This window comes from Tropicimonas marinistellae (genome assembly GCF_001509585.1).
GTDB classification, from domain to species: Bacteria; Pseudomonadota; Alphaproteobacteria; order Rhodobacterales; family Rhodobacteraceae; genus Tropicimonas; species Tropicimonas marinistellae.
In genome coordinates this window covers 1-17,753 of record NZ_LNCI01000008.1, presented here as the reverse complement: position 1 = coordinate 17,753, position 17,753 = coordinate 1, and the positions used below count along the sequence as shown (strand labels likewise).

Here is a 17,753-nt window from a genome sequence, read left to right as displayed (position 1 = left end):
GAATTCTAGGTTCGAAAGAGTGGCGGTATTGCGACGGAAATCGGGCGGAAGCTGCCCGCGATGTCGATCCTATCCGGCGTCGCGCGGTGGTTAGAGGGTCGCGTCTCGGGCGTTTCTCAAATGCGGGCTGAACGGACCGAGAGATCAGAGTAGAAAGGCCCGCGGGGTTTCCTGCGGGCCTTTCTTCTGGCGTCGTGAGTGGAGTAAGCGGACCTTCGGCCGATCAGCCGGCATACCAGGCGATGAAGTACCCGGCGACCACGGCCGTACCGATCACACCGGCGACGTTCGGGCCCATGGCATGCATCAGCAGGAAGTTCCCCGGATCAGCACGCTGGCCTTCAACCTGGCTCACACGAGCGGCCATGGGCACGGCGGAGACGCCGGCGGAGCCGATCAGCGGGTTGATCTTGTTCTTGCTGAAGACGTTCATCAGCTTGGCCATGAGCACACCGCAGGCGGTGGCGATCCCGAAGGCGATCACGCCAAGCCCGAGGATCTTGAGCGTCGATGCGTTCAGGAACGCGTCGCCGGTCATGGTGATGCCCACGGAGGTGCCGAGGAAGATCGTCACGACGTTGATCAACTCGTTCTGTGCCGCCTTTGTCAGACGCTCGGTCACAAGGCTTTCGCGCAGGAAGTTGCCCAGCATCAGCATGCCGATCAGCGCCGACGCGGCCGGTACCAGCAGGATAACGACGATGGTCACCATTCCGGCGAAGATCAGTTTCTCAAGCCGGGTGACTTCCCGCAGGGACTTCATACGGATCTTGCGTTCTTCTTCGGTGGTCAGCGCCCGCATGATCGGCGGCTGCAGCATCGGTACCAACGCCATGTAGCTGTACGCGGCCACGGCGATGGGAGCGAGCAGGTGCGGCGCAAGCTTGTTGGCCAGGAAGATCGAGGTCGGGCCGTCCGCGCCGCCGATGATGCCGATTGCGCCGGCTTCCTGTGGCGAAAAGCCGATGATCGTCGCGCCGAGGAACGTCGCGAAGACGCCGAATTGCGCGGCTGCACCCAGCAGGAGCGTCCGGGGATTGGCGATCAGCGGGCCGAAGTCCGTCAGAGCGCCCACGCCCAGGAAGATCAATGGCGGGAAGATCTCGTATTCCACGCCCAGCGAGATGTAATAGTACAGCCCGCCAGGGTGGTCGCCATGCGGTTGGTTGATCAACCCCTCGGTCGGCAAGTTGGCCAGCAACGCACCGAAGGCAATGGGGATGAGGAGGAGGGGTTCGTATTTCTTGTAGACCGCCAGGTAGAACAGCACGGCAATGACCACCCACATGATCACCATCGAAAGGGTGACGTCGGATATCGCGGTCAGTTCCCAGAGCTGTTGCAGCTTGGAAGTCTCTGTGGTGGTGCCTTCCATCGAAGAGGCCCCTTATTCAGGAAAGTGTGACGAGGACCTGTCCCTCGGTCACTGTTGAACCGGGGGTCACGTTGACGGCGGTCACCGTGCCGTCCTGCGGTGCGCCAATGTTTGTGTTCATCTTCATCGCTTCGAGCACGAGCAGCGTGTCGCCGCTGGCGACCTTCTGCCCGACCGAGACGTCCACGCTGACCACGGTGCCGGCCAGCGGGCTGGGGACGGCGCCATCGCCGGCGGGTGCGGCCGGTGCGGCAGCAGGCGCCGCTGCCGGAGCGGGGGCGGGCGCAGCCGGGGCCGGCGTCGGCGTCGGTGCGGCAGCGGCGGGTGCCGGCGCAGCAGTGGTGGTCGGGGTGGCGGGAGTGTCCAGGTCTTCCACCGTCACGTCATAGGCGATGCCCTGCACGGTGATCCGCAGCCGTTTCATTATTGCTGTCCTCTCAGAATATTGGGGGTTTCGCCACCCAGTGTTGGCCGGGTCGGACCCCAGTCCCTACGGATACGACGGCCCTGGAAGGTGTCTTTTCTGCCTTCGATGGGCCATTCGGTGACTTTGTGCGACGGCGCGGCGACGCGTGTAACGACGTAGCCGGGCCCGAAGGTGTCCGCGACCGCCGCGCAGATCGCGGCCAGGTGGTGCGGCGGCACACCCGCACGCGAGGCCACGGCTGCCCTCGGCGGCACAGGGGCCGCCTGCGTCGCGGAGGTGGAGTCCGGTTTTGGCCGGTTGAAGAACTTGCCGATCACCGAACAGGCAGCCCAGAGCGATGCCAGCACCGACATCACGACGGCAAAGCCCGTTCCGATAAGTCCGAGACTTTCGAGCATTCGATGTCCCCTCCTACAGCGGGATGTTGCCGTGTTTCTTCGGCGGGCGGGTCTCGCGCTTGGACATCAGGCCGCGCAGCGACAGTGCGATGGCAGAGCGCGTCTGGCGCGGGTGGATGATGTCGTGCACCATGAGTTCACCGGCAGAGAGATAGGGCGTTGCGAATTCCGCCCGGTACTCGTCGGCCAGTTCCTTGGCTTTGGCGCCTCTGTCCTCGGCCTCGGCCAGTTCCTTGCGATAGAGGATATTCACCGCGCCCTCAGCCCCCATCACCGCAATCTCGGCGGTTGGCCAGGCCATGACACGGTCGGCCCCCATGTCTTCGGAACACATGGCCAGGTAGGCGCCCCCATAGGCCTTGCGCATGATCACGGTGATTTTCGGCACCGTGGCAGAGGCATAGGCGAAGAGCATCTTGGCGCCGTGGCGGATGATGCCGCGCCGCTCCTCGTTGACGCCGGGCAGGAAGCCGGGGACATCCACGAGGGTGACCAGCGGGATATTGTAGACGTTGCAGAAGCGCACGAAGCGTGCCGCCTTGTCGGAGGCGTCGATGTCCAGCGTCCCGGCCTTGACCGTCGGCTGGTTGGCGACGAAGCCCACGACGATGCCGCCGATCCGGCCGAAGCCGATCACGATGTTCTGCGCGAAGAGTTGCTGCACTTCCATGAAGTCGCCGTCGTCCGCGAGATGCTTGATGACTTCGCGGCAGTCGAAGGGGGTCTTGGGATCTTCGGGCACCAGTTCGTCCAGCGCGGGATCGTCAACGATGGAGAGATCGGGCTCCACCCGGTGCGGCGGGTCCATCATGTTGTTGGACGGCAGGAAGGACAGAAGCCGGTGCGCGATGGCGATGGCGTGTGCGTCGTCTTCGGCAATGAAGTGAATGTTGCCCGACACCGACGCATGGGCGTTGGCCGAGCCGATCTCGTCCATGGTTGTCACCTGCCCGGTGACGGAACGGATGACCTCGGGGCCGCAGATGAACATCTGGGCATTTTGCCGGGTCATGATGATGAAATCGGTGAGCGCCGGGGAATAGGCCGCGCCGCCTGCGCAGGGGCCGGCGATGATGGAGATCTGCGGGACGACCCCGGAGAGCTGCACGTTGCGGTAGAACACCTGGCCGTAGCCGGCGAGCGACCCCACGCCTTCCTGAATCCGCGCCCCGCCGGAATCGTTGAAGCCGATGACCGGGATGCCGGCTTTGACGGCGTGATCCAGTGTGTGACAGATCTTCTTGGAGTGGATTTCGCCCAGCGAACCGCCGACGACGCCGAAATCCTGGCTGAATGCCGCGACGGGCCGTCCATCGACGAAGCCGGAGCCCGTGATAACCCCATCGGTGGGAATGGACTTCTTCTCCATTCCGAAATGCCGTGTCTTGTGTTGCGCGTGCAGGCCGAACTCCTGGAACGTGCCCTTGCTGAACAGCGCGTCGAGGCGTTCACGGGCCGTCATTTGCCCCTTGGCGTGTCGGGCTTCGGCTTTCTTTTCGCCGCCGCCGTCCAGTGCAACGGCGCGCCGCTTGTCCAACTCGTCCGCGAGAGGCTTGGATATCGCCATGATAGAACCGCTTTGCTGAGGCCGCGCCCGGGGATGGGCGTGGCGGTTTTCGGGAACTGGCAGGGCCTTCCCCCGCGGTCTAACCGAATCCGCCGGGTCGGTGTCAGGACCCTCCTTCCTCGGGATGTTTCACCCTTGTGGCACGCAACGTAATGCGCCCTTCTGACCAGAAGTAAAGACCGCACAGGGCAAAAACCGCGAAAAACACACGAACGCAAACCGGCATTTCGCCCGCTGCAAATGCGCTAAAATGGCGCGGAACAGCCGTTTCGGGGGCCGAAAACGCCGTTTCGCGTCTATCCTGGATTTCGAAACCCGAGTTGCTGAAACGCCGCCTTCGCCAGCGTCCGATGACATGAACACCGAGGCCCGAACGAGCGCCTGAGGACATGCGAAAGATATGTCCCACGCGGATCGCGCACCCTTTTGGAAAAGGCTGTGTCGACGGTTCCCGGTTGCAGCTGTATTGGGTTCAGCACCACTGTCGGAGTAGGACGGAGCGGCAGGCGGGCGCGTTGGTTGGAAGGTTGGATAACTCTCTCGTCATTGGGAGCGTCGGATGAAGATCCTGATCACCGGCGGTGCCGGATTCATAGGTTCGGCGGCCGTTCGGTCGGCGATCGCGCGCGGGCACGATGTGGTAAACGTCGACGCGTTGACCTACGCCGCCTGCCTGGCGAATGTGGCGAGCGTCGCGGAAGCGCCCGGCTATGCGTTCGAGCGGGCAGACATCTGTGACCGCACTGCGTTGGATCGGATCTTTGCGGCACACCGCCCCGATGCGGTGTTGCACCTTGCCGCCGAAAGCCATGTGGATCGCTCGATCGACCGTCCGGCGGCATTCGTCGACACGAATGTCGTCGGGAGTTTTCACTTGCTCGAGGCCGCGAGGGCCTACTGGGACGACCGCGGGCGTCCGGAATCCTTCCGGTTTCATCACGTCTCGACCGACGAGGTCTTTGGGTCCGTGGCGCCGGGCGGGATATCCGATGAGCGCACGTCCTACGATCCACGGTCCCCCTATTCGGCAACGAAAGCAGCCTCGGACCACCTCGCACGCGCCTGGCATACGACCTACGGCCTCCCGGTGGTCGTCAGCAATTGCTCCAACAATTACGGCCCGTACCAGTTTCCCGAAAAGCTGATTCCGGTGGTGATCCTCAATGCGTTGTCGGGGCGGGAAATCCCGGTCTATGGCGACGGCTCCCACCGGCGGGACTGGCTCTTCGTGGAGGATCACGTCGATGCCCTTTTGCGCGTTCTTGAAAAGGGCGTTCCGGGACGCACCTATAATATCGGCGGCGAGAGCGAATGCTCGAATCTCGAACTCGTCCAGAAGATATGCGCGCGGTTGGACTCGCTTCAGCCGCGAGACCGGGGTTCCTATTCCGACCTGATCTCGTTTGTTGCGGATCGCCCGGGTCACGACGCGCGCTATGCAATCGACCCGAGTCGAATCCGGGAAGAACTGGGATGGCGTGCAACGGTCTCTCTGGAAGACGGTCTGGAGCGCACAGTCCGTTGGTATCTCGAGAACCGGGACTGGTGGCTGGCGCTCCGAGGCCGGAACGGTGTGGGAAAGCGACTGGGAACGGCCGGCTGAACGGGATGTCGTAAGACGCTCCAAAAACGGTCCCGCCCAACGGTCCGGCGCACAGACCGAGGGGCAGGGTGACTCTTGAACCGGAACCAGGGGGCCTCAGAAGCTGGTACGGGAGGCGTCCAAGCTGAACGAACCTCCCGCACCGGTACTCATTACGCTGCCAGGACCGAACATCTTGGCCCGTGACGGGTGTAAGTATGGCTGCGGAATTGGGGCCAATGATGTCCCGTTCGCCCCAGACCCGGCGGACAGCGGAGGAAAAGTGACCACATTCCCGCGGCAGTGCCACGATTGTGGCGGGCACGCCCTTCTCACCCCTGATTGTTCTTCCGCCAAGCGGCAATGGTGGAAACTGGCTGGGACTGTCCTTCGGGACGACCGGTTCTGTGGCGGGAATGTGGCCGTCGCCAAAGGTTAACGGAGCGTCTGAAATCGGAAACAATTTGTTGATATCGTCCAATTTCGTACCGGCAGATTCACGCGCCGACCTGCCGCATCAGCGGGTGTCCCGCTGCCGGCTTCGGCTCTCCCGGCTTGCCAGGAACGCGGTATCTCCGCACGGATCGGCTTAACGCGGCAGAAAGGAAGGCGCCTTACCGTGCGATGGCCTTTCAATGGAGCCGCACCATGCCGCCAGCGCCCCTGTTCCGGGACAACCGACAGTCGAACCCCTCCGCGCAATCCGGCGGGCTCACGAGCCTCGTGCAACATGCATCGGACATCGGATTCGGGATCGTGGACGTCGCCGCCTTGCTGGACCAGATCGAAGGCACGGCGAAGGCGCAGGTTTCGACGATGGAAAGCGTCCAGACGCTTGCGGAGCGGATTGTGACCGCGAATTCTTCCGTTAGGTCCGCGATCACGTCGGTCTCGGATGCCTGCGCGGACGCGGAGGCGCAGGTTGAAACCTCCGTGAGCGACGTAAAGAACGCCAGCGACCGGACGCGGAATATCGCCGCCTGGGTCGAGGGTGTCGGCGGCCGGATGGAGGCAATCGGCGAGACGCTGGAGTCGGTGGAATCAGAAAACGGCAACATCGCCGCAATTGCACAACAGGTGAACATCCTCGCCATCAATGCCAAGATAGAGGCGGCGCGGGCCGGAGATTTCGGCCGCGGTTTCTCGGTGGTTGCCGATGCGATCAACGACCTCAGCCAACAGACAAGTCAGGCGGCCGAGAGCATAACCTCATCGGTCAGGACCCTGGCGGAGATGATCTCGGCGATGCGGGCGGAAGCCACCGGCATTTCCCACGACGCCGGATCCGTGCTGGAGGATTCCGCTCGCACGGATGCAGCGCTCACCGCGATCTCCGCCGGCGTTCGCCTTTCCGCGAGAAATGCGGAGAACGTGACCGCGGAGGCCGAGACAGTGCGGGAGGCGATTGCGGGCTTCGCGCCGGCAATTCATCAGGTTGTGTCTGCCGCGCGGGACACGACGCGCGGTATCACGGATTCTCGCAGCAGGGTCCACGGGCTTGTCGACCGGTCGGAAGTGATCGTGCAGGAGAGCGTCGAACTCGGTGGTGAAACCGGAGATGCGGCATTCATCGCACATTGCCGGGCGGCGGCGGACGAGATCGGACACCAGTTCGACAAGACCCTTGCAGACGGCCGCATTGCCGAGCGCGATCTGTTTTCCGAACACTACACACCCGTGACCGGCACTGACCCGCAGCAGGTACTTGCACCGTTCACGATGCTCACTGACCGGATATTGCCGCCAATACTGGAAGCCGCCCTCGAACTCGATCCGCGCGTCGTTTTCTGTGCCGCTGTGGATCGCAATGGCTACCTGCCAACGCACAACCGCAAGTTCTCGCAACCGCAGGGCGCCGATCCGGTCTGGAACGCTGCACATTGCCGGAACCGGAGGATCTTCGATGATCGCGTAGGTCTGAAAGCGGGCCAAAGCACGTCGCCTTTTCTGGTTCAGATCTATCGCCGTGACATGGGCGGCGGCGAATTCGTCATGATGAAGGACGTGTCGGCCCCCATCTGGGCCGCAGATCGTCATTGGGGCGGGCTCCGCCTTGCCTATCAACTCTGATCGTCGCGGGCCGGGTGCCAATCGCCGCGCCTGCCGGGGGGCGAAACCAGCCGACGGGCCAGAATGATCCCTTGAATGACGCATCCAAATTGCGGTCTTCTGCAAACGCGGAACGGGCGAGGCGGTTCGGTCGTCTCCGGTGGTTGGTTTGATACGTGGAGACGCCCATGGCGACAGTGCAATTGCCGTTCAGCGCGGCCGAGTATGCGCGGCGGCTGGCGAAGGTGCGCGCCGCGATGGAACGCGCCGGGATCGACCTCTTGTTCGTCCAGGATCCGTCGAACATGGCATGGCTAACCGGTTACGACGGCTGGTCCTTCTATGTCCATCAGGGCGTGCTGGTCACTCCGGACCGCGATCCGCTCTGGTGGGGCCGGAGGCAGGATGCGAATGGCGCACTCCGGACGGTCTGGATGGAACCGTCGAACGTTCGCGGCTACGCGGACAATTTCGTTCAATCGACCGAGCGCCATCCGATGCAGGATCTTGCCGCGCTCATTCGGGAGTACGGCGACAGCCGATCCCGTATCGGCGTCGAGATGGACAATTACTACTTCTCGGCAAAAGCCTACACGACGCTGTGCGAGGAATTGCCCGATGCGGACCTGGTCGACGCGACCGCGTTGGTGAACTGGCAACGCGCCGTGAAATCCGACGAAGAGATCGCGTTCATGCGCAAGGCGGCCCGGATTGTCGAGACGGTGATGGACGGCGTGCTCGACCGTATCGAACCGGGAATGCGCAAGAACGAGCTGGTTGCCGAAATCTATCGTGACCTCGTGCGGGGCTCCGGTGACGATTGGGGCGACTACCCCGCCATCGTTCCGCTGCTGCCCAGCGGGTCGGACGCCGCCGCCCCGCATCTGACCTGGGATGGGTCGCCCTTTCGCGCGGGCGAGGCAACGTTCTTCGAACTTGCCGGCTGCTACCGCCGCTACCACGTTCCATTGTGCCGGACGGTGTTCCTTGGCCCACCCACGGAGACCTTTCGCCGGGCGGAGGCGGCACTGGTCGAGGGGCTGGAGGCCGGGCTCGACACCGCCCGTGCGGGCAACCGCGCGGCCGATGTCGCCAACGCGCTCGCGGCGCCGCTGGAGCGCGCCGGTATCGAACGGGGCGCGCGCTGCGGATACCCGATCGGGCTGAGCTATCCCCCCGATTGGGGCGAGCGCACCATTTCCCTGCGCGCCGAGGATCAAACGATCCTGGAGCCCGGCATGACGTTCCATTTCATGCCCGGCCTCTGGATGGAGGATTGGGGGCTGGAGATCACCGAGAGCATCCTGATCCGCCCCGACGGTCCGGCGGAGTGCTTTTGCGACAGGCCGCGCCGCCTCTTCGTGAAGGATTGACGATGGATCGGCTCGCCTCCGCCATCGCGATCCTTGAGGATCTGGTCGCCTTTCCTACCGTTTCGGCCGCGCCGAACCTCGAGATGGTCACGTATCTCGCCACCCGCCTTGAGGACATGGGCGCGACGGTGGAATTGTCTCACGACGCCACCGGAACGAAGGCCAATGTCTTTGCGACGCTCGGACCCGAGGCTGATGGCGGCCTCGTGCTCTCCGGCCACACCGACGTCGTGCCGGCAGACGGGCCCGGATGGACGGGCGACCCGTTCCGGCTGCGTCGGGCACAAGGACGGCTCTATGGCCGAGGCACCTGCGACATGAAGGGGTTTCTCGCCGCCGTTCTCGCCTGCCTTCCGGAATTCGCGGGTCGCCCGTTGTGCCGCCCGCTGCACGTCGCCTTCACCTATGACGAGGAGGTCGGTTGTCTCGGCGCGCAGCAGTTGGTGGCCGAGTTGAGACGCAGGGGCGTTGCGCCTGCAATGGCAATCGTCGGGGAGCCGACGGAAATGCGCGTGGTCGAGGGGCACAAGGGATGCAACGAATACACCACGCGCTTCCACGGGACCGACGGACATGGATCGGCACCGGAAAAAGGCGTCAACGCCGTCGAATTCGCGGCGCGCTTCGTGCATCGGTTGCTGGAAATCCGGCGTGAATTGCGCGAACGGGCTCCGACGAACAGCCGGTTCGATCCTCCCTGGAGCACGTTGAATGTCGGTCGCCTGCAGGGCGGCATTGCACGCAACGTCCTTGCCGGGATGGCCGAAGTCGAATGGGAAACACGCCCGGTGACGGCCGAGGACGCGCGGTTCGTCCGGGCGGCCGTGGAAGCCCTCTGCAGCGACGTCTTGCTGCCAGAGATGCAGCAGACAGCCCCCAATGCCCGGATCGAAACCGAGGTCATCGCGGAGATCGACGGATTGCTCCCGGTGCGGGAGAACGCGGCCCGCGACCTCGCCCTCGCGCTGACAGGCGCGGCCACGGCTGGCCTGGTGGCATTCGGAACCGAGGCGGGGCTGTTTCAGTCAATGGGTATGTCCGTTGCAATCTGCGGTCCCGGCTCCATCGCCCAGGCGCATCAGCCGGACGAGTACCTGGAGGTCGCGCAGTTACAGTCGTGCCTGGCCATGCTGGAGGGTCTAGTGCCGCATTTGACGGCCCCGTCCGCGAGCGCCAGCGCGGTCTAGCGCACCGGGAAGCTACGGCGACCGCACGGCGAGTTGCGCCGCTGACAGGCGCGCAATCGGTACCCGGAACGGTGAGCAGGAGAAGTAGTCGAACCCGGCTTTTCTGCAAAACTCGATGGTATCGATATCGCCGCCGTGCTCGCCGCAGACCGCAAGGACAATGTCCTTGTTGACCTCCCGCCCCCGGCTTGCCCCCAGCAGCATGAGTTCTCCAACGCCTGTCTTGTCCAGCATTTCGAACGGGTCGTGCGAGATTGCGCCCCGCTGGACGTATGCCTTCATGAAGCGGCCAACGTCGTCACGCGACAACCCGAAGGTCATCTGCGTGAGGTCGTTCGTTCCGAAGCTCAGAATCTGGACGTGTTCGGCAATTTCATTCGCGCAAAGGGCCGCGCGCGGAGTCTCTACCAGCACGCCGGTCCGGTACCGGATATCGCGGCCCGTCGCGATGCGCACGGCGGCCGCAACGCTTTCGATCCGTTCCTTGACCAGCCGGACCTCAAGCGAACTTGCCACGAGTGGGATCATGATCTCGGGCTCGATCTGCTTGCCGACGACGGAGCTTGCCTCGATCGCGGCTTCGAGAATGGCGCGCACCTGCATGTCGTAGATTTCAGGGTGCATGATGCCAAGCCGCACGCCGCGCATTCCAAGCATCGGGTTGAACTCGGAAATGGCCGCGATGCGCTTCGTGACCTCGGTCAGCGACAATCCGAGCGACTTTGCCAGGTTGGAACACCCCGCGCGGTCGGTTGGCAGGAACTCGTGCAGAGGCGGGTCGAACAGGCGAATGCAGACAGGCAGACCGTCCATGGTCACGAACAAGTCCTTGAAGTCGCTCTGCTGCATCGGGCGGAGTTGTTCGAGCGCGGTCCGGCGGTCCACTTCGGACTCCGCAAATATCATCTCCCGCATCACGTTCAGCCGTAGGGGCTCAAAGAACATGTGCTCGGTTCTGCACAGGCCGATCCCGTCGGCATGGAGCGTCAACCCCAATGCGGCGTCCTCCGGCGTGTCGGCATTCGCGCGGATACCCACATCGCGGATCTCGTCGGCCCAGGACATGAACGTCTGGAATCCTGCATCCTGTTCGGGCGGAACCAGCGGCACCTCGCCGGCATAGGCGTCGCCGTTGGTGCCGTCGACGGTTATCACGTCGCCTTCTCGGAACAGCGCCCCGTCCTGCGTCCTGAACGAATCGCCGTCGGCAGATATCGAGATCTCCGCCGCACCGGTGATGCAGGGCACGCCGAGCCCGCGGGCAATCACCGCGGCATGACTGGTCATCCCGCCCCGCTCGGTCACGACCGCCTTTGCCAGGTGCATGCCGCGTATATCCTCGGGGCCGGTCTCGCGCCGCACCAGCACACAGGGGATATCCTGAGACGCGTAGGCCTGCACGGATTGGGCGCTGAAGACGACGCGTCCGCAGGCGCCACCGGGCGAGGCGGCAACGCCGCCAAAGACCGGCGTCTGTTCGCCGTCCAGGCTGATCTGCGGATGAAGAAGCTCGGCGAGCGATTTGGGCTCTATCCGCAGGAGCGCCTCGTCCTTCGAGATGATACCCGCTTCGACAAGCGACACCGCATTGTTGATCTGTGCCTGCACGCCGCGATTTGCCTTGCGCGCATCGACGATAAGCACGTGATCGTTGGCGGCGATGAAACTGTAGTCCCGGTCGTCCTTGAACACGGTACGGCCGGTTCGCAGGATATCTGCAATATTGGCGAACAGATCCGGAAACGCGTCCTTGAAGGTGGTTTCCAGATCCATTTCCTTGCCATCCTGCGCGTGGTCGAGCGCATCGCTGTCTTCAAGGGCGGACCCGGACCGAAAGCGTCCGTTGATCCGTTCGCTCCCGGTCGCGCGGTCGTAGAGCCGGCACGTTCCCGCGCCGAAGTCCGCATTTCCCAGGCTCCAGCGATGGTCCTGAATCAGCAAACCGAGACCGGCATCGATCGGCGATCCCTGCGACTGGCGCAAAAGGCGCGCGGTGACGCCTTCCCATGCGGTCGCCATCGACGACAGGACATCGGCGAGCTGTTGCCCGGGATCCTGCGGAAAGGGTTCCCCCATTTCCGCTTCGAACGCCTTCAACGCTGCGTCGACTGGGTCGGCGCCAGCGGCCGCCTCCTCGAAGGGCTCCGGATCGAGGCGGGCGACATCGGTCGCGAAACGCAGGATGTAGGCGAAGTACCGGCCGTTCAAGTTCGCGACCCGGCCGTCTCGGAGCTTTTGCTCCATGATCGCCAGGTTCATCCCGACATCGTGGAAACCGGGTGGTCCGCCCCATGCCCGGTCCGGGCTCGACGGCTGCACCGACAGAAGCGGAGACGGGCCGAAGGGCGCGAGCAGCGCCGGCATGTCCATGCGCAAACCCTCGGCAATGTGATGTACGCGCCGGCAGGAGATCGCGATAGTTTCCGGGCATTGGATTGCGTTGTCGATCAGGCACTGCAAGTCATGCGCGCGTTCGCCGAACGTGTCGCGCTCCACCAGCGCATTCGGCGCAATGCGAACCAGGTCATCCGCTGTGTTGTGGTTCTTCATGTCCGGCCGCCTCCCACGATCCATCCTGCCAGAGTACTACATCAGGCTATAAGGATCGCTCTGAAGTCGTTCACATTCGTCAATGTCGGGCCGGTCACAACCTGATCTCCGAGCCGCTCGAAGAACGTGTGTGCGTCGTTCCGGTCAAGAAAGTCCCGCGCATTCATCCCCAGGGCGCTTCCGCGCGCGAGCGTGTCGGGGCGGATCATTGCGCCGGCGATCTCCTCACGGCCGTCCACGCCATCCGTGTCGCCGGCGATTGCATATATCCCGTCGGTCCCGTCGAGCACGCAGGCAAGCGACAGCAGGAACTCGACGTTCCGCCCGCCGCGCCCCTCCCCGCGCAGGGTGACGGTCGTCTCGCCACCGGAGACAAGAATGCAGGGTTTCGCGAAGGGTTGCTGGCGCTGGGCCACCTGCCGCGCGATCGCCCCCAGAGCCTTCGCGGCATCCTGCGCTTCGCCTTCTATGGAATCGCTGAGGATGTGGGCCGCGATACCGGCCTTGTCGGCAATGCGAGCTGCCGCCTCCAGCGATGCCTGCGGCGCGGCAACCAGATGCGTCTCGACACGCCGCAGTTCGGGAGCGCCGGGTTTCAGCGTTTCTCCGGCGCCCGACCGGAGGAGCTCCTGTGCCCGTTGCGGCAGGTCCAGCCCGTATCGTTCCGCGATTGCGAGTGCGTCGGAACAGGTCGTCGGGTCCGCCACGCTCGGTCCCGAAGCGATATTGATCGGCGCGTCGCCCGGTACGTCGGAGATCAACAGGTTGACCACCCTCGCCGGGGCGCAGGCCGCGGCGAGACGGCCGCCCTTGATGGCCGAGAGGTGCCGTCGCAGGCAATTCATCTCGTCGATGCTCGCGCCGCTGCGCAGCAGATCGCGGTTGATCGCCTGCATTTCCTCGAGGCTGAGTCCCTCGGCCGGCAGTGTCAGTAGTGCCGAGCCGCCGCCGGATATCATGCACAGGACCGTATCGTCCTTCCCCAGCCCTGCCGCCAGGGCCAGCATCCGCTCGGCGGCCCGTTGCCCTGCCGAATCCGGCACCGGATGCGCGGCTTCGACGATCTCCACGCCGGCACAATCCACGGCATGGCCATAGCGCGTCACCACGAGCCCCTCCAACGGCCGGCCATAGTGCGCCTCGGCAGCCCGGGCCATCGCGGCAGACGCCTTGCCGGCGCCAATGACGACAAGCCGGCCAACCGGCGGATATTCCGGCAGATGGGGCGGTACACAGCTCGCGGGCATCGCCGCCGCTATCGCCGCCTCGAACATGGCCCGCAGGAGCGCATCGGCGTCCGTCACCGAGCGGGTGTTCGTCTGCGTGCGCGTCCGATGAGCGTCGGAGGCAATCGAGTCCGGCCTCATCGCAGGTTGCGCAGATCGTCGAACAGGTGGGGTTCGATCGGCAGCTGTTCGAAGGCCGGTCCGCGCGCGATGACGGCCACGGCGTCGTGGCTGTGCAGGCTTTCCTGATGGCTCGCGACGACCCTGTAATCGGCGATCCTGTCGTCACCGGCCAGTTGCTCGGCAAAAAGCCGCACAGCGTCCTCCACGAAGATCGGGTTGGCCGCGTTGAGCTCGGCAAACGCCTGTTCGTCCTCCCGTTTGACCATGACCTGCGTCTCCGTCGGAACGGCCCGGCGGCACATGTCGACCACATCCTCGAACCAGAGGATCCCGGACCCGGGCCGGACCACGACGGAAAGCCGCGCAACCGAGCGCTGCGAATGCGGTGTGGCAAGCTGGCCCCGCGTTGCACGCGCATGTTCGGAGAGTTCCAGCGAACATGGGCAGGTCGAGGAATACACGTAATCGAGGTGGATCACCTGGCGATGCGTGTTTTCCTGGTCGGCGACTTCCAGCGTCGTGTTGTAATACTGGTAGCCTTCGAGACCGGACCGCAAGGATTGCACGCGGACCGGAAAGCGGAAGTTCATCGCCAACCTCGCGGCCGGGCTTTGGTGGTCTGCGCGATAACCGCGCAGAACATCCTCCATCACGTCGAAGCTGAACGCCCGTTCGGCCGAGGCGTAGAAGCTGCGCATGATGCGGGACATGTTGATGCCCTTACGGTCGTCCGCGAGGCTGACCGTGCCGGAGACCGACGTCTCCAGCGTCAGATCCCCACCGCATCGCATCCGGTAGCGGACGGGCAGGCGGAAGTTGGAAATGCCCACATGGCGGATCTGGTCACGCGCGCCGCGGATCAGGCTGTCGGGCCCGTTCTGCAAGTCGGGCAGACCCGAGCGATAGGAGGCATCGACGGAGAAATCCTGCGGATACTGGCGCGACAGGGTCGGTGCCGTGCTGGCCTCGTTTCGCATCATGCCGACGACGGCCGCCCTGAGCTCGGCCGTTTCGCGGCCCTGTGCGGTTGTCGGAAGGGCGTCGATGAGCCTCAGAACTTCGTCAGCCGACGGAAAGTCTCGCGCCGCGACAGCGTCGTTGGCCTGGGCGCCGGCAGACCCGGCTTGCGCGTCTGGATTCGAGACCGCGCGGGCAGTGGCTCCGGGCAGCGTGTCCGGCCAATTGCAGATCTTCACGTCTTCCTCCGATGCCGGCATGCTTCCTGCGAAGCCGGCCGTGCCATTGCCTCCCCTGGCCGCCGATCTCCCGAGACGGGCGACGGCCCCAATCATGGTACTAGGTATACCAGATTCAATCAACGATGGTTGTGTGTCAGGCTCGCCATGGATTTCCATCAAGAGGAACGCCCTCCGGAAGGGAGGGCGTTTGAATCGACGTCCGTGAGCGCGACCGTGTGGTCCGCGGACTTAGCCGTAATGCGCCACCGGCGTTCCGGCCAGCGCGGCCATGTTTAGCAAACCGCGCGACGTGATCGAAGGTGTCACCACATGCGCCCGGTTCCCCATCCCCATCAGGATCGGCCCGACCTCGAGCCCGTCGGCCTTCGTCTTCAGGATGTTTCGCACGGCGCTCGCAGCGTCGGCATTGGCGAAGACCAGGGCGTTTGCCGAACCCTCCAACCGGGAATCCGGCAGCAGGCGTTCGCGGATCTCCGGGTCGAGCGCCGCGTCCAGATGCATCTCGCCCTCGTAGATGAAGTCGGGCTTGCGTGCGTCGAGGATTTCCAGCGCACCGCGCATGCGGCGACCGGAATCGATGTCCAGGTTGCCGAATTGCGAAAACGAACACAGGGCGATCTTCGGCTCGATGCCAAACCGGCGGATGTGCCGCGCGCAGCCGATAACCGTTTCGGCGATCTGTTCGGACGTCGGCTGGTGATTGACCTGGGTGTCGGAGACGAACAGCGGCCCGTCTTCGAGGATCATCATCGAGACCGTCGCCACCGGGTTGAGCGTCCCTTCCTGCAAGAGCTGCGTCACGTAGCGCAGATGCCAGCTGAACTGGCCGAAGGTGCCGCAGATCATGCTGTCGGCCTCTCCACGATGCACCATGATCGCGGCAATGGCCGTGGTGTTGGTGCGCATGATGGTGCGGGCGAGCTCCGGGGTAACGCCCTGACGCGCCATGATGCGGTGATAGTTCTGCCAGTAGTCCCGGTAACGTGAATCGTGCTCCGGGTTGACCAGTTCGAAGTCATGTCCGGGCCGGATCGACAGGCCCGCCGCCTCCAGTCGCGCATTGACCACGTCAGGCCGCCCGATCAGGATCGGCACCGTCGTGGTCTCCTCCAGCATCGCGTTTGCCGTGCGGAGCACCCGCTCGCTTTCACCTTCGGCAAAGACGACCCGGCGGCGCGCCTTTGATGCCGCCTCGAACACCGGGCGCATGAGCAATGCGGAGCGGATGACCGCGCTGTCGAGTTCCTGCCTGTAGGCGTCGAGATCGGCAATCGGCCGGCTCGCCACGCCGGAGTCCATGGCGGCCCTGGCGACTGCGGTCGCGATGATGCCCGTCAGCCGCGGATCGAACGGTTTCGGGATCAGGTAATCGGCGCCGAACGTGAGCTGCTCGTCCTTGTAGACCGCGGCGGTCTCCGCCGCCGTTGTCGTGCGGGCCAGCGACGCCATGGCCGAGATACAGGCCAGTTTCATCTCGTCGTTGATGTCCGTGGCCCCGACATCCAGCGCGCCGCGGAAGATGAACGGGAAGCAGAGCACGTTGTTGACCTGGTTGGGGTAGTCCGACCGCCCGGTGGCGATGATCGCATCCGGCGCGGCCGTGCGGGCCACGTCTGGGAAGATCTCCGGAACCGGATTGGCCAGTGCGAAGATGATCGGGCGCCGGGCCATGCGGCTCACCATTTCCGGCGAGAGCACATTCGCACCCGAGAGGCCGAGGAACATGTCCGCCCCGTCGATGACCTCGTCCAGCGTCCGCAGATCGGTTTCGCGTGCAAACCCGGCCTTCTTCGGGTTCATGTCGATCTCGCGGCCTTCGTAGACCAGGCCGTGAAGGTCGCAGAGCCAGATATTCTCCCGCTTGACGCCCAACATGATGAGCATGTCCAGACAGGCAATCCCGGCCGCGCCGCCGCCGGTGGAGACGACCTTGATATCCTCGAACCGCTTGTCGGCGACCCGCAGCGCGTTGGTCGCGGCGGCGCCCACCACGATGGCCGTGCCGTGCTGGTCGTCGTGGAAGACCGGGATATTCATGCGCTCCCGGCAAATCTCTTCGACCTCGAAACAATCCGGTGCCTTGATGTCCTCCAGGTTCACCGCCCCGAAGGTGGGCTCCAGCGCGCAGACGATTTCGGCCAGCTTCTTCGGATCGGTCTCGTTCACCTCCAGATCGAAGCAGTCGATATTCGCGAATTTCTTGAACAGGACCGCCTTGCCCTCCATCACGGGCTTCGCGGCCTGTGCGCCAATGTCGCCAAGGCCGAGCACGGCCGTCCCGTTCGAGACGACCGCGACGAGATTCCCCTTGGCGGTGTAGCGGGTCGCGTTGGAACGGTCGCGCGCAATCTCCACACAGGCCTCGGCCACGCCGGGCGAATAGGCCCGGGTCAGGTCGATGCTGTTGGCCAGCGGCTTCGTTGCCCGCACCTCGAGTTTTCCCGGGCGTGGGAACTCGTGGTAATCCAGCGGAGCCGACCGCGGCGTACCCGGGGCCTCGTTGATATCGATGTCGTCCGTGTCCGCCATGTCCTGCCGTGCTCCCCCACGTCTCCCAAGGATCTTCCGTCAGGCCTTTTGCCCTGTTCGCCCGGTTGCGGCAACCGTTCAGTGGCGAGGCCGGCGCATATCCATACCGCCCGGTTCCGTGGTTGGTGCCCCGGCCCGGGCCGTCAACTGATTCTCGCGAGGAGGTCG

At 64.4% G+C, this 17,753-nt stretch carries 12 protein-coding genes; 4 read left to right on the top strand and 8 right to left on the bottom strand.

Annotated features, from left to right (window positions below):
* Positions 1 to 223: 223 nt before the first annotated feature.
* Genes ARC39_RS17125 through ARC39_RS17110 form a run of 4 tightly spaced genes read right to left on the bottom strand, consistent with a single transcriptional unit; the run spans position 224 to position 3,767 of the window.
* Entirely contained in the window at positions 224 to 1,375 is a 1,152-nt protein-coding gene (locus ARC39_RS17125) for a sodium ion-translocating decarboxylase subunit beta (protein ID WP_068116070.1), read from the bottom strand.
* 16 nt (positions 1,376 to 1,391) lie between these two features.
* Positions 1,392 to 1,799, bottom strand: a complete 408-nt coding sequence (locus tag ARC39_RS17120; protein WP_068116069.1) for an acyl-CoA carboxylase biotin carboxyl carrier protein subunit — start codon at positions 1,797 to 1,799, stop codon at positions 1,392 to 1,394.
* Positions 1,799 to 2,200: an OadG family protein gene (locus ARC39_RS17115; RefSeq protein WP_068116068.1), complete on the bottom strand. Its 402-nt coding sequence runs from the start codon at positions 2,198 to 2,200 to the stop codon at positions 1,799 to 1,801. The genes ARC39_RS17120 and ARC39_RS17115 overlap by 1 nt, the downstream gene beginning before the upstream one ends.
* Positions 2,201 to 2,213: 13 nt before the next feature.
* On the bottom strand, positions 2,214 to 3,767 hold the full coding sequence (locus ARC39_RS17110; RefSeq protein WP_068116067.1) for an acyl-CoA carboxylase subunit beta: 1,554 nt from the start codon (positions 3,765 to 3,767) through the stop codon (positions 2,214 to 2,216).
* Between the two features lie 559 nt (positions 3,768 to 4,326).
* Between ARC39_RS17110 and rfbB the strand changes: the two genes are divergently transcribed.
* From rfbB to argE, 4 genes are all read left to right on the top strand, one after another.
* Positions 4,327 to 5,370 (top strand): dTDP-glucose 4,6-dehydratase, encoded by a 1,044-nt coding sequence (gene rfbB / locus ARC39_RS17105; protein ID WP_068116066.1) that lies wholly within the window; start codon positions 4,327 to 4,329, stop codon positions 5,368 to 5,370.
* A 627-nt stretch (positions 5,371 to 5,997) separates the two neighbouring features.
* Positions 5,998 to 7,419 carry a methyl-accepting chemotaxis protein gene (locus ARC39_RS17100; protein WP_149866471.1) on the top strand — a complete coding sequence of 474 codons (1,422 nt, stop codon included), beginning with the start codon at positions 5,998 to 6,000 and terminating at the stop codon, positions 7,417 to 7,419.
* A 167-nt stretch (positions 7,420 to 7,586) separates the two neighbouring features.
* Positions 7,587 to 8,771, top strand: a complete 1,185-nt coding sequence (gene doeA, locus ARC39_RS17095; RefSeq protein ID WP_068116064.1) for an ectoine hydrolase DoeA — start codon at positions 7,587 to 7,589, stop codon at positions 8,769 to 8,771.
* 2 nt (positions 8,772 to 8,773) lie between these two features.
* On the top strand, positions 8,774 to 9,958 hold the full coding sequence (gene argE, locus ARC39_RS17090; RefSeq protein ID WP_068116063.1) for an acetylornithine deacetylase: 1,185 nt from the start codon (positions 8,774 to 8,776) through the stop codon (positions 9,956 to 9,958).
* A gap of 12 nt (positions 9,959 to 9,970) precedes the next feature.
* Here argE and ARC39_RS17085 read toward each other — a convergent pair whose 3' ends face one another.
* From ARC39_RS17085 to ARC39_RS17070, 4 genes are all read right to left on the bottom strand, one after another.
* Positions 9,971 to 12,508 (bottom strand): putative PEP-binding protein, encoded by a 2,538-nt coding sequence (locus ARC39_RS17085; protein ID WP_068116062.1) that lies wholly within the window; start codon positions 12,506 to 12,508, stop codon positions 9,971 to 9,973.
* A gap of 41 nt (positions 12,509 to 12,549) precedes the next feature.
* The gene (locus tag ARC39_RS17080; RefSeq protein WP_068116284.1) at positions 12,550 to 13,782 is read right to left on the bottom strand and encodes a glycerate kinase type-2 family protein; all 1,233 of its coding nucleotides are present in this window, start codon (positions 13,780 to 13,782) and stop codon (positions 12,550 to 12,552) included.
* Between the two features lie 89 nt (positions 13,783 to 13,871).
* Entirely contained in the window at positions 13,872 to 14,912 is a 1,041-nt protein-coding gene (gene folE2, locus ARC39_RS17075) for a GTP cyclohydrolase FolE2 (protein WP_068116283.1), read from the bottom strand.
* A gap of 372 nt (positions 14,913 to 15,284) precedes the next feature.
* A complete protein-coding gene (locus ARC39_RS17070; RefSeq protein WP_149866470.1) occupies positions 15,285 to 17,585 on the bottom strand; it encodes an NADP-dependent malic enzyme in 2,301 nt (766 codons plus the stop codon).
* Between the last annotated feature and the right edge of the window lie 168 nt (positions 17,586 to 17,753).

Bases quoted from the DNA above. Each gene is read 5' to 3' on its own strand.
- rfbB (WP_068116066.1), top strand. From the start codon at position 4,327: ATGAAGATCCTGATCACCGGCGGTGCCGGATTCATAGGTTCGGCGGCC.
- ARC39_RS17125 (WP_068116070.1), bottom strand. From the start codon at position 1,375: ATGGAAGGCACCACCACAGAGACTTCCAAGCTGCAACAGCTCTGGGAA.
- ARC39_RS17085 (WP_068116062.1), bottom strand. From the start codon at position 12,508: ATGAAGAACCACAACACAGCGGATGACCTGGTTCGCATTGCGCCGAAT.
- argE (WP_068116063.1), top strand. From the start codon at position 8,774: ATGGATCGGCTCGCCTCCGCCATCGCGATCCTTGAGGATCTGGTCGCC.
- ARC39_RS17070 (WP_149866470.1), bottom strand. From the start codon at position 17,585: ATGGCGGACACGGACGACATCGATATCAACGAGGCCCCGGGTACGCCG.
- doeA (WP_068116064.1), top strand. From the start codon at position 7,587: ATGGCGACAGTGCAATTGCCGTTCAGCGCGGCCGAGTATGCGCGGCGG.
- ARC39_RS17110 (WP_068116067.1), bottom strand. From the start codon at position 3,767: ATGGCGATATCCAAGCCTCTCGCGGACGAGTTGGACAAGCGGCGCGCC.
- ARC39_RS17080 (WP_068116284.1), bottom strand. From the start codon at position 13,782: ATGTTCGAGGCGGCGATAGCGGCGGCGATGCCCGCGAGCTGTGTACCG.
- ARC39_RS17100 (WP_149866471.1), top strand. From the start codon at position 5,998: ATGCCGCCAGCGCCCCTGTTCCGGGACAACCGACAGTCGAACCCCTCC.
- ARC39_RS17120 (WP_068116069.1), bottom strand. From the start codon at position 1,799: ATGAAACGGCTGCGGATCACCGTGCAGGGCATCGCCTATGACGTGACG.
- ARC39_RS17115 (WP_068116068.1), bottom strand. From the start codon at position 2,200: ATGCTCGAAAGTCTCGGACTTATCGGAACGGGCTTTGCCGTCGTGATG.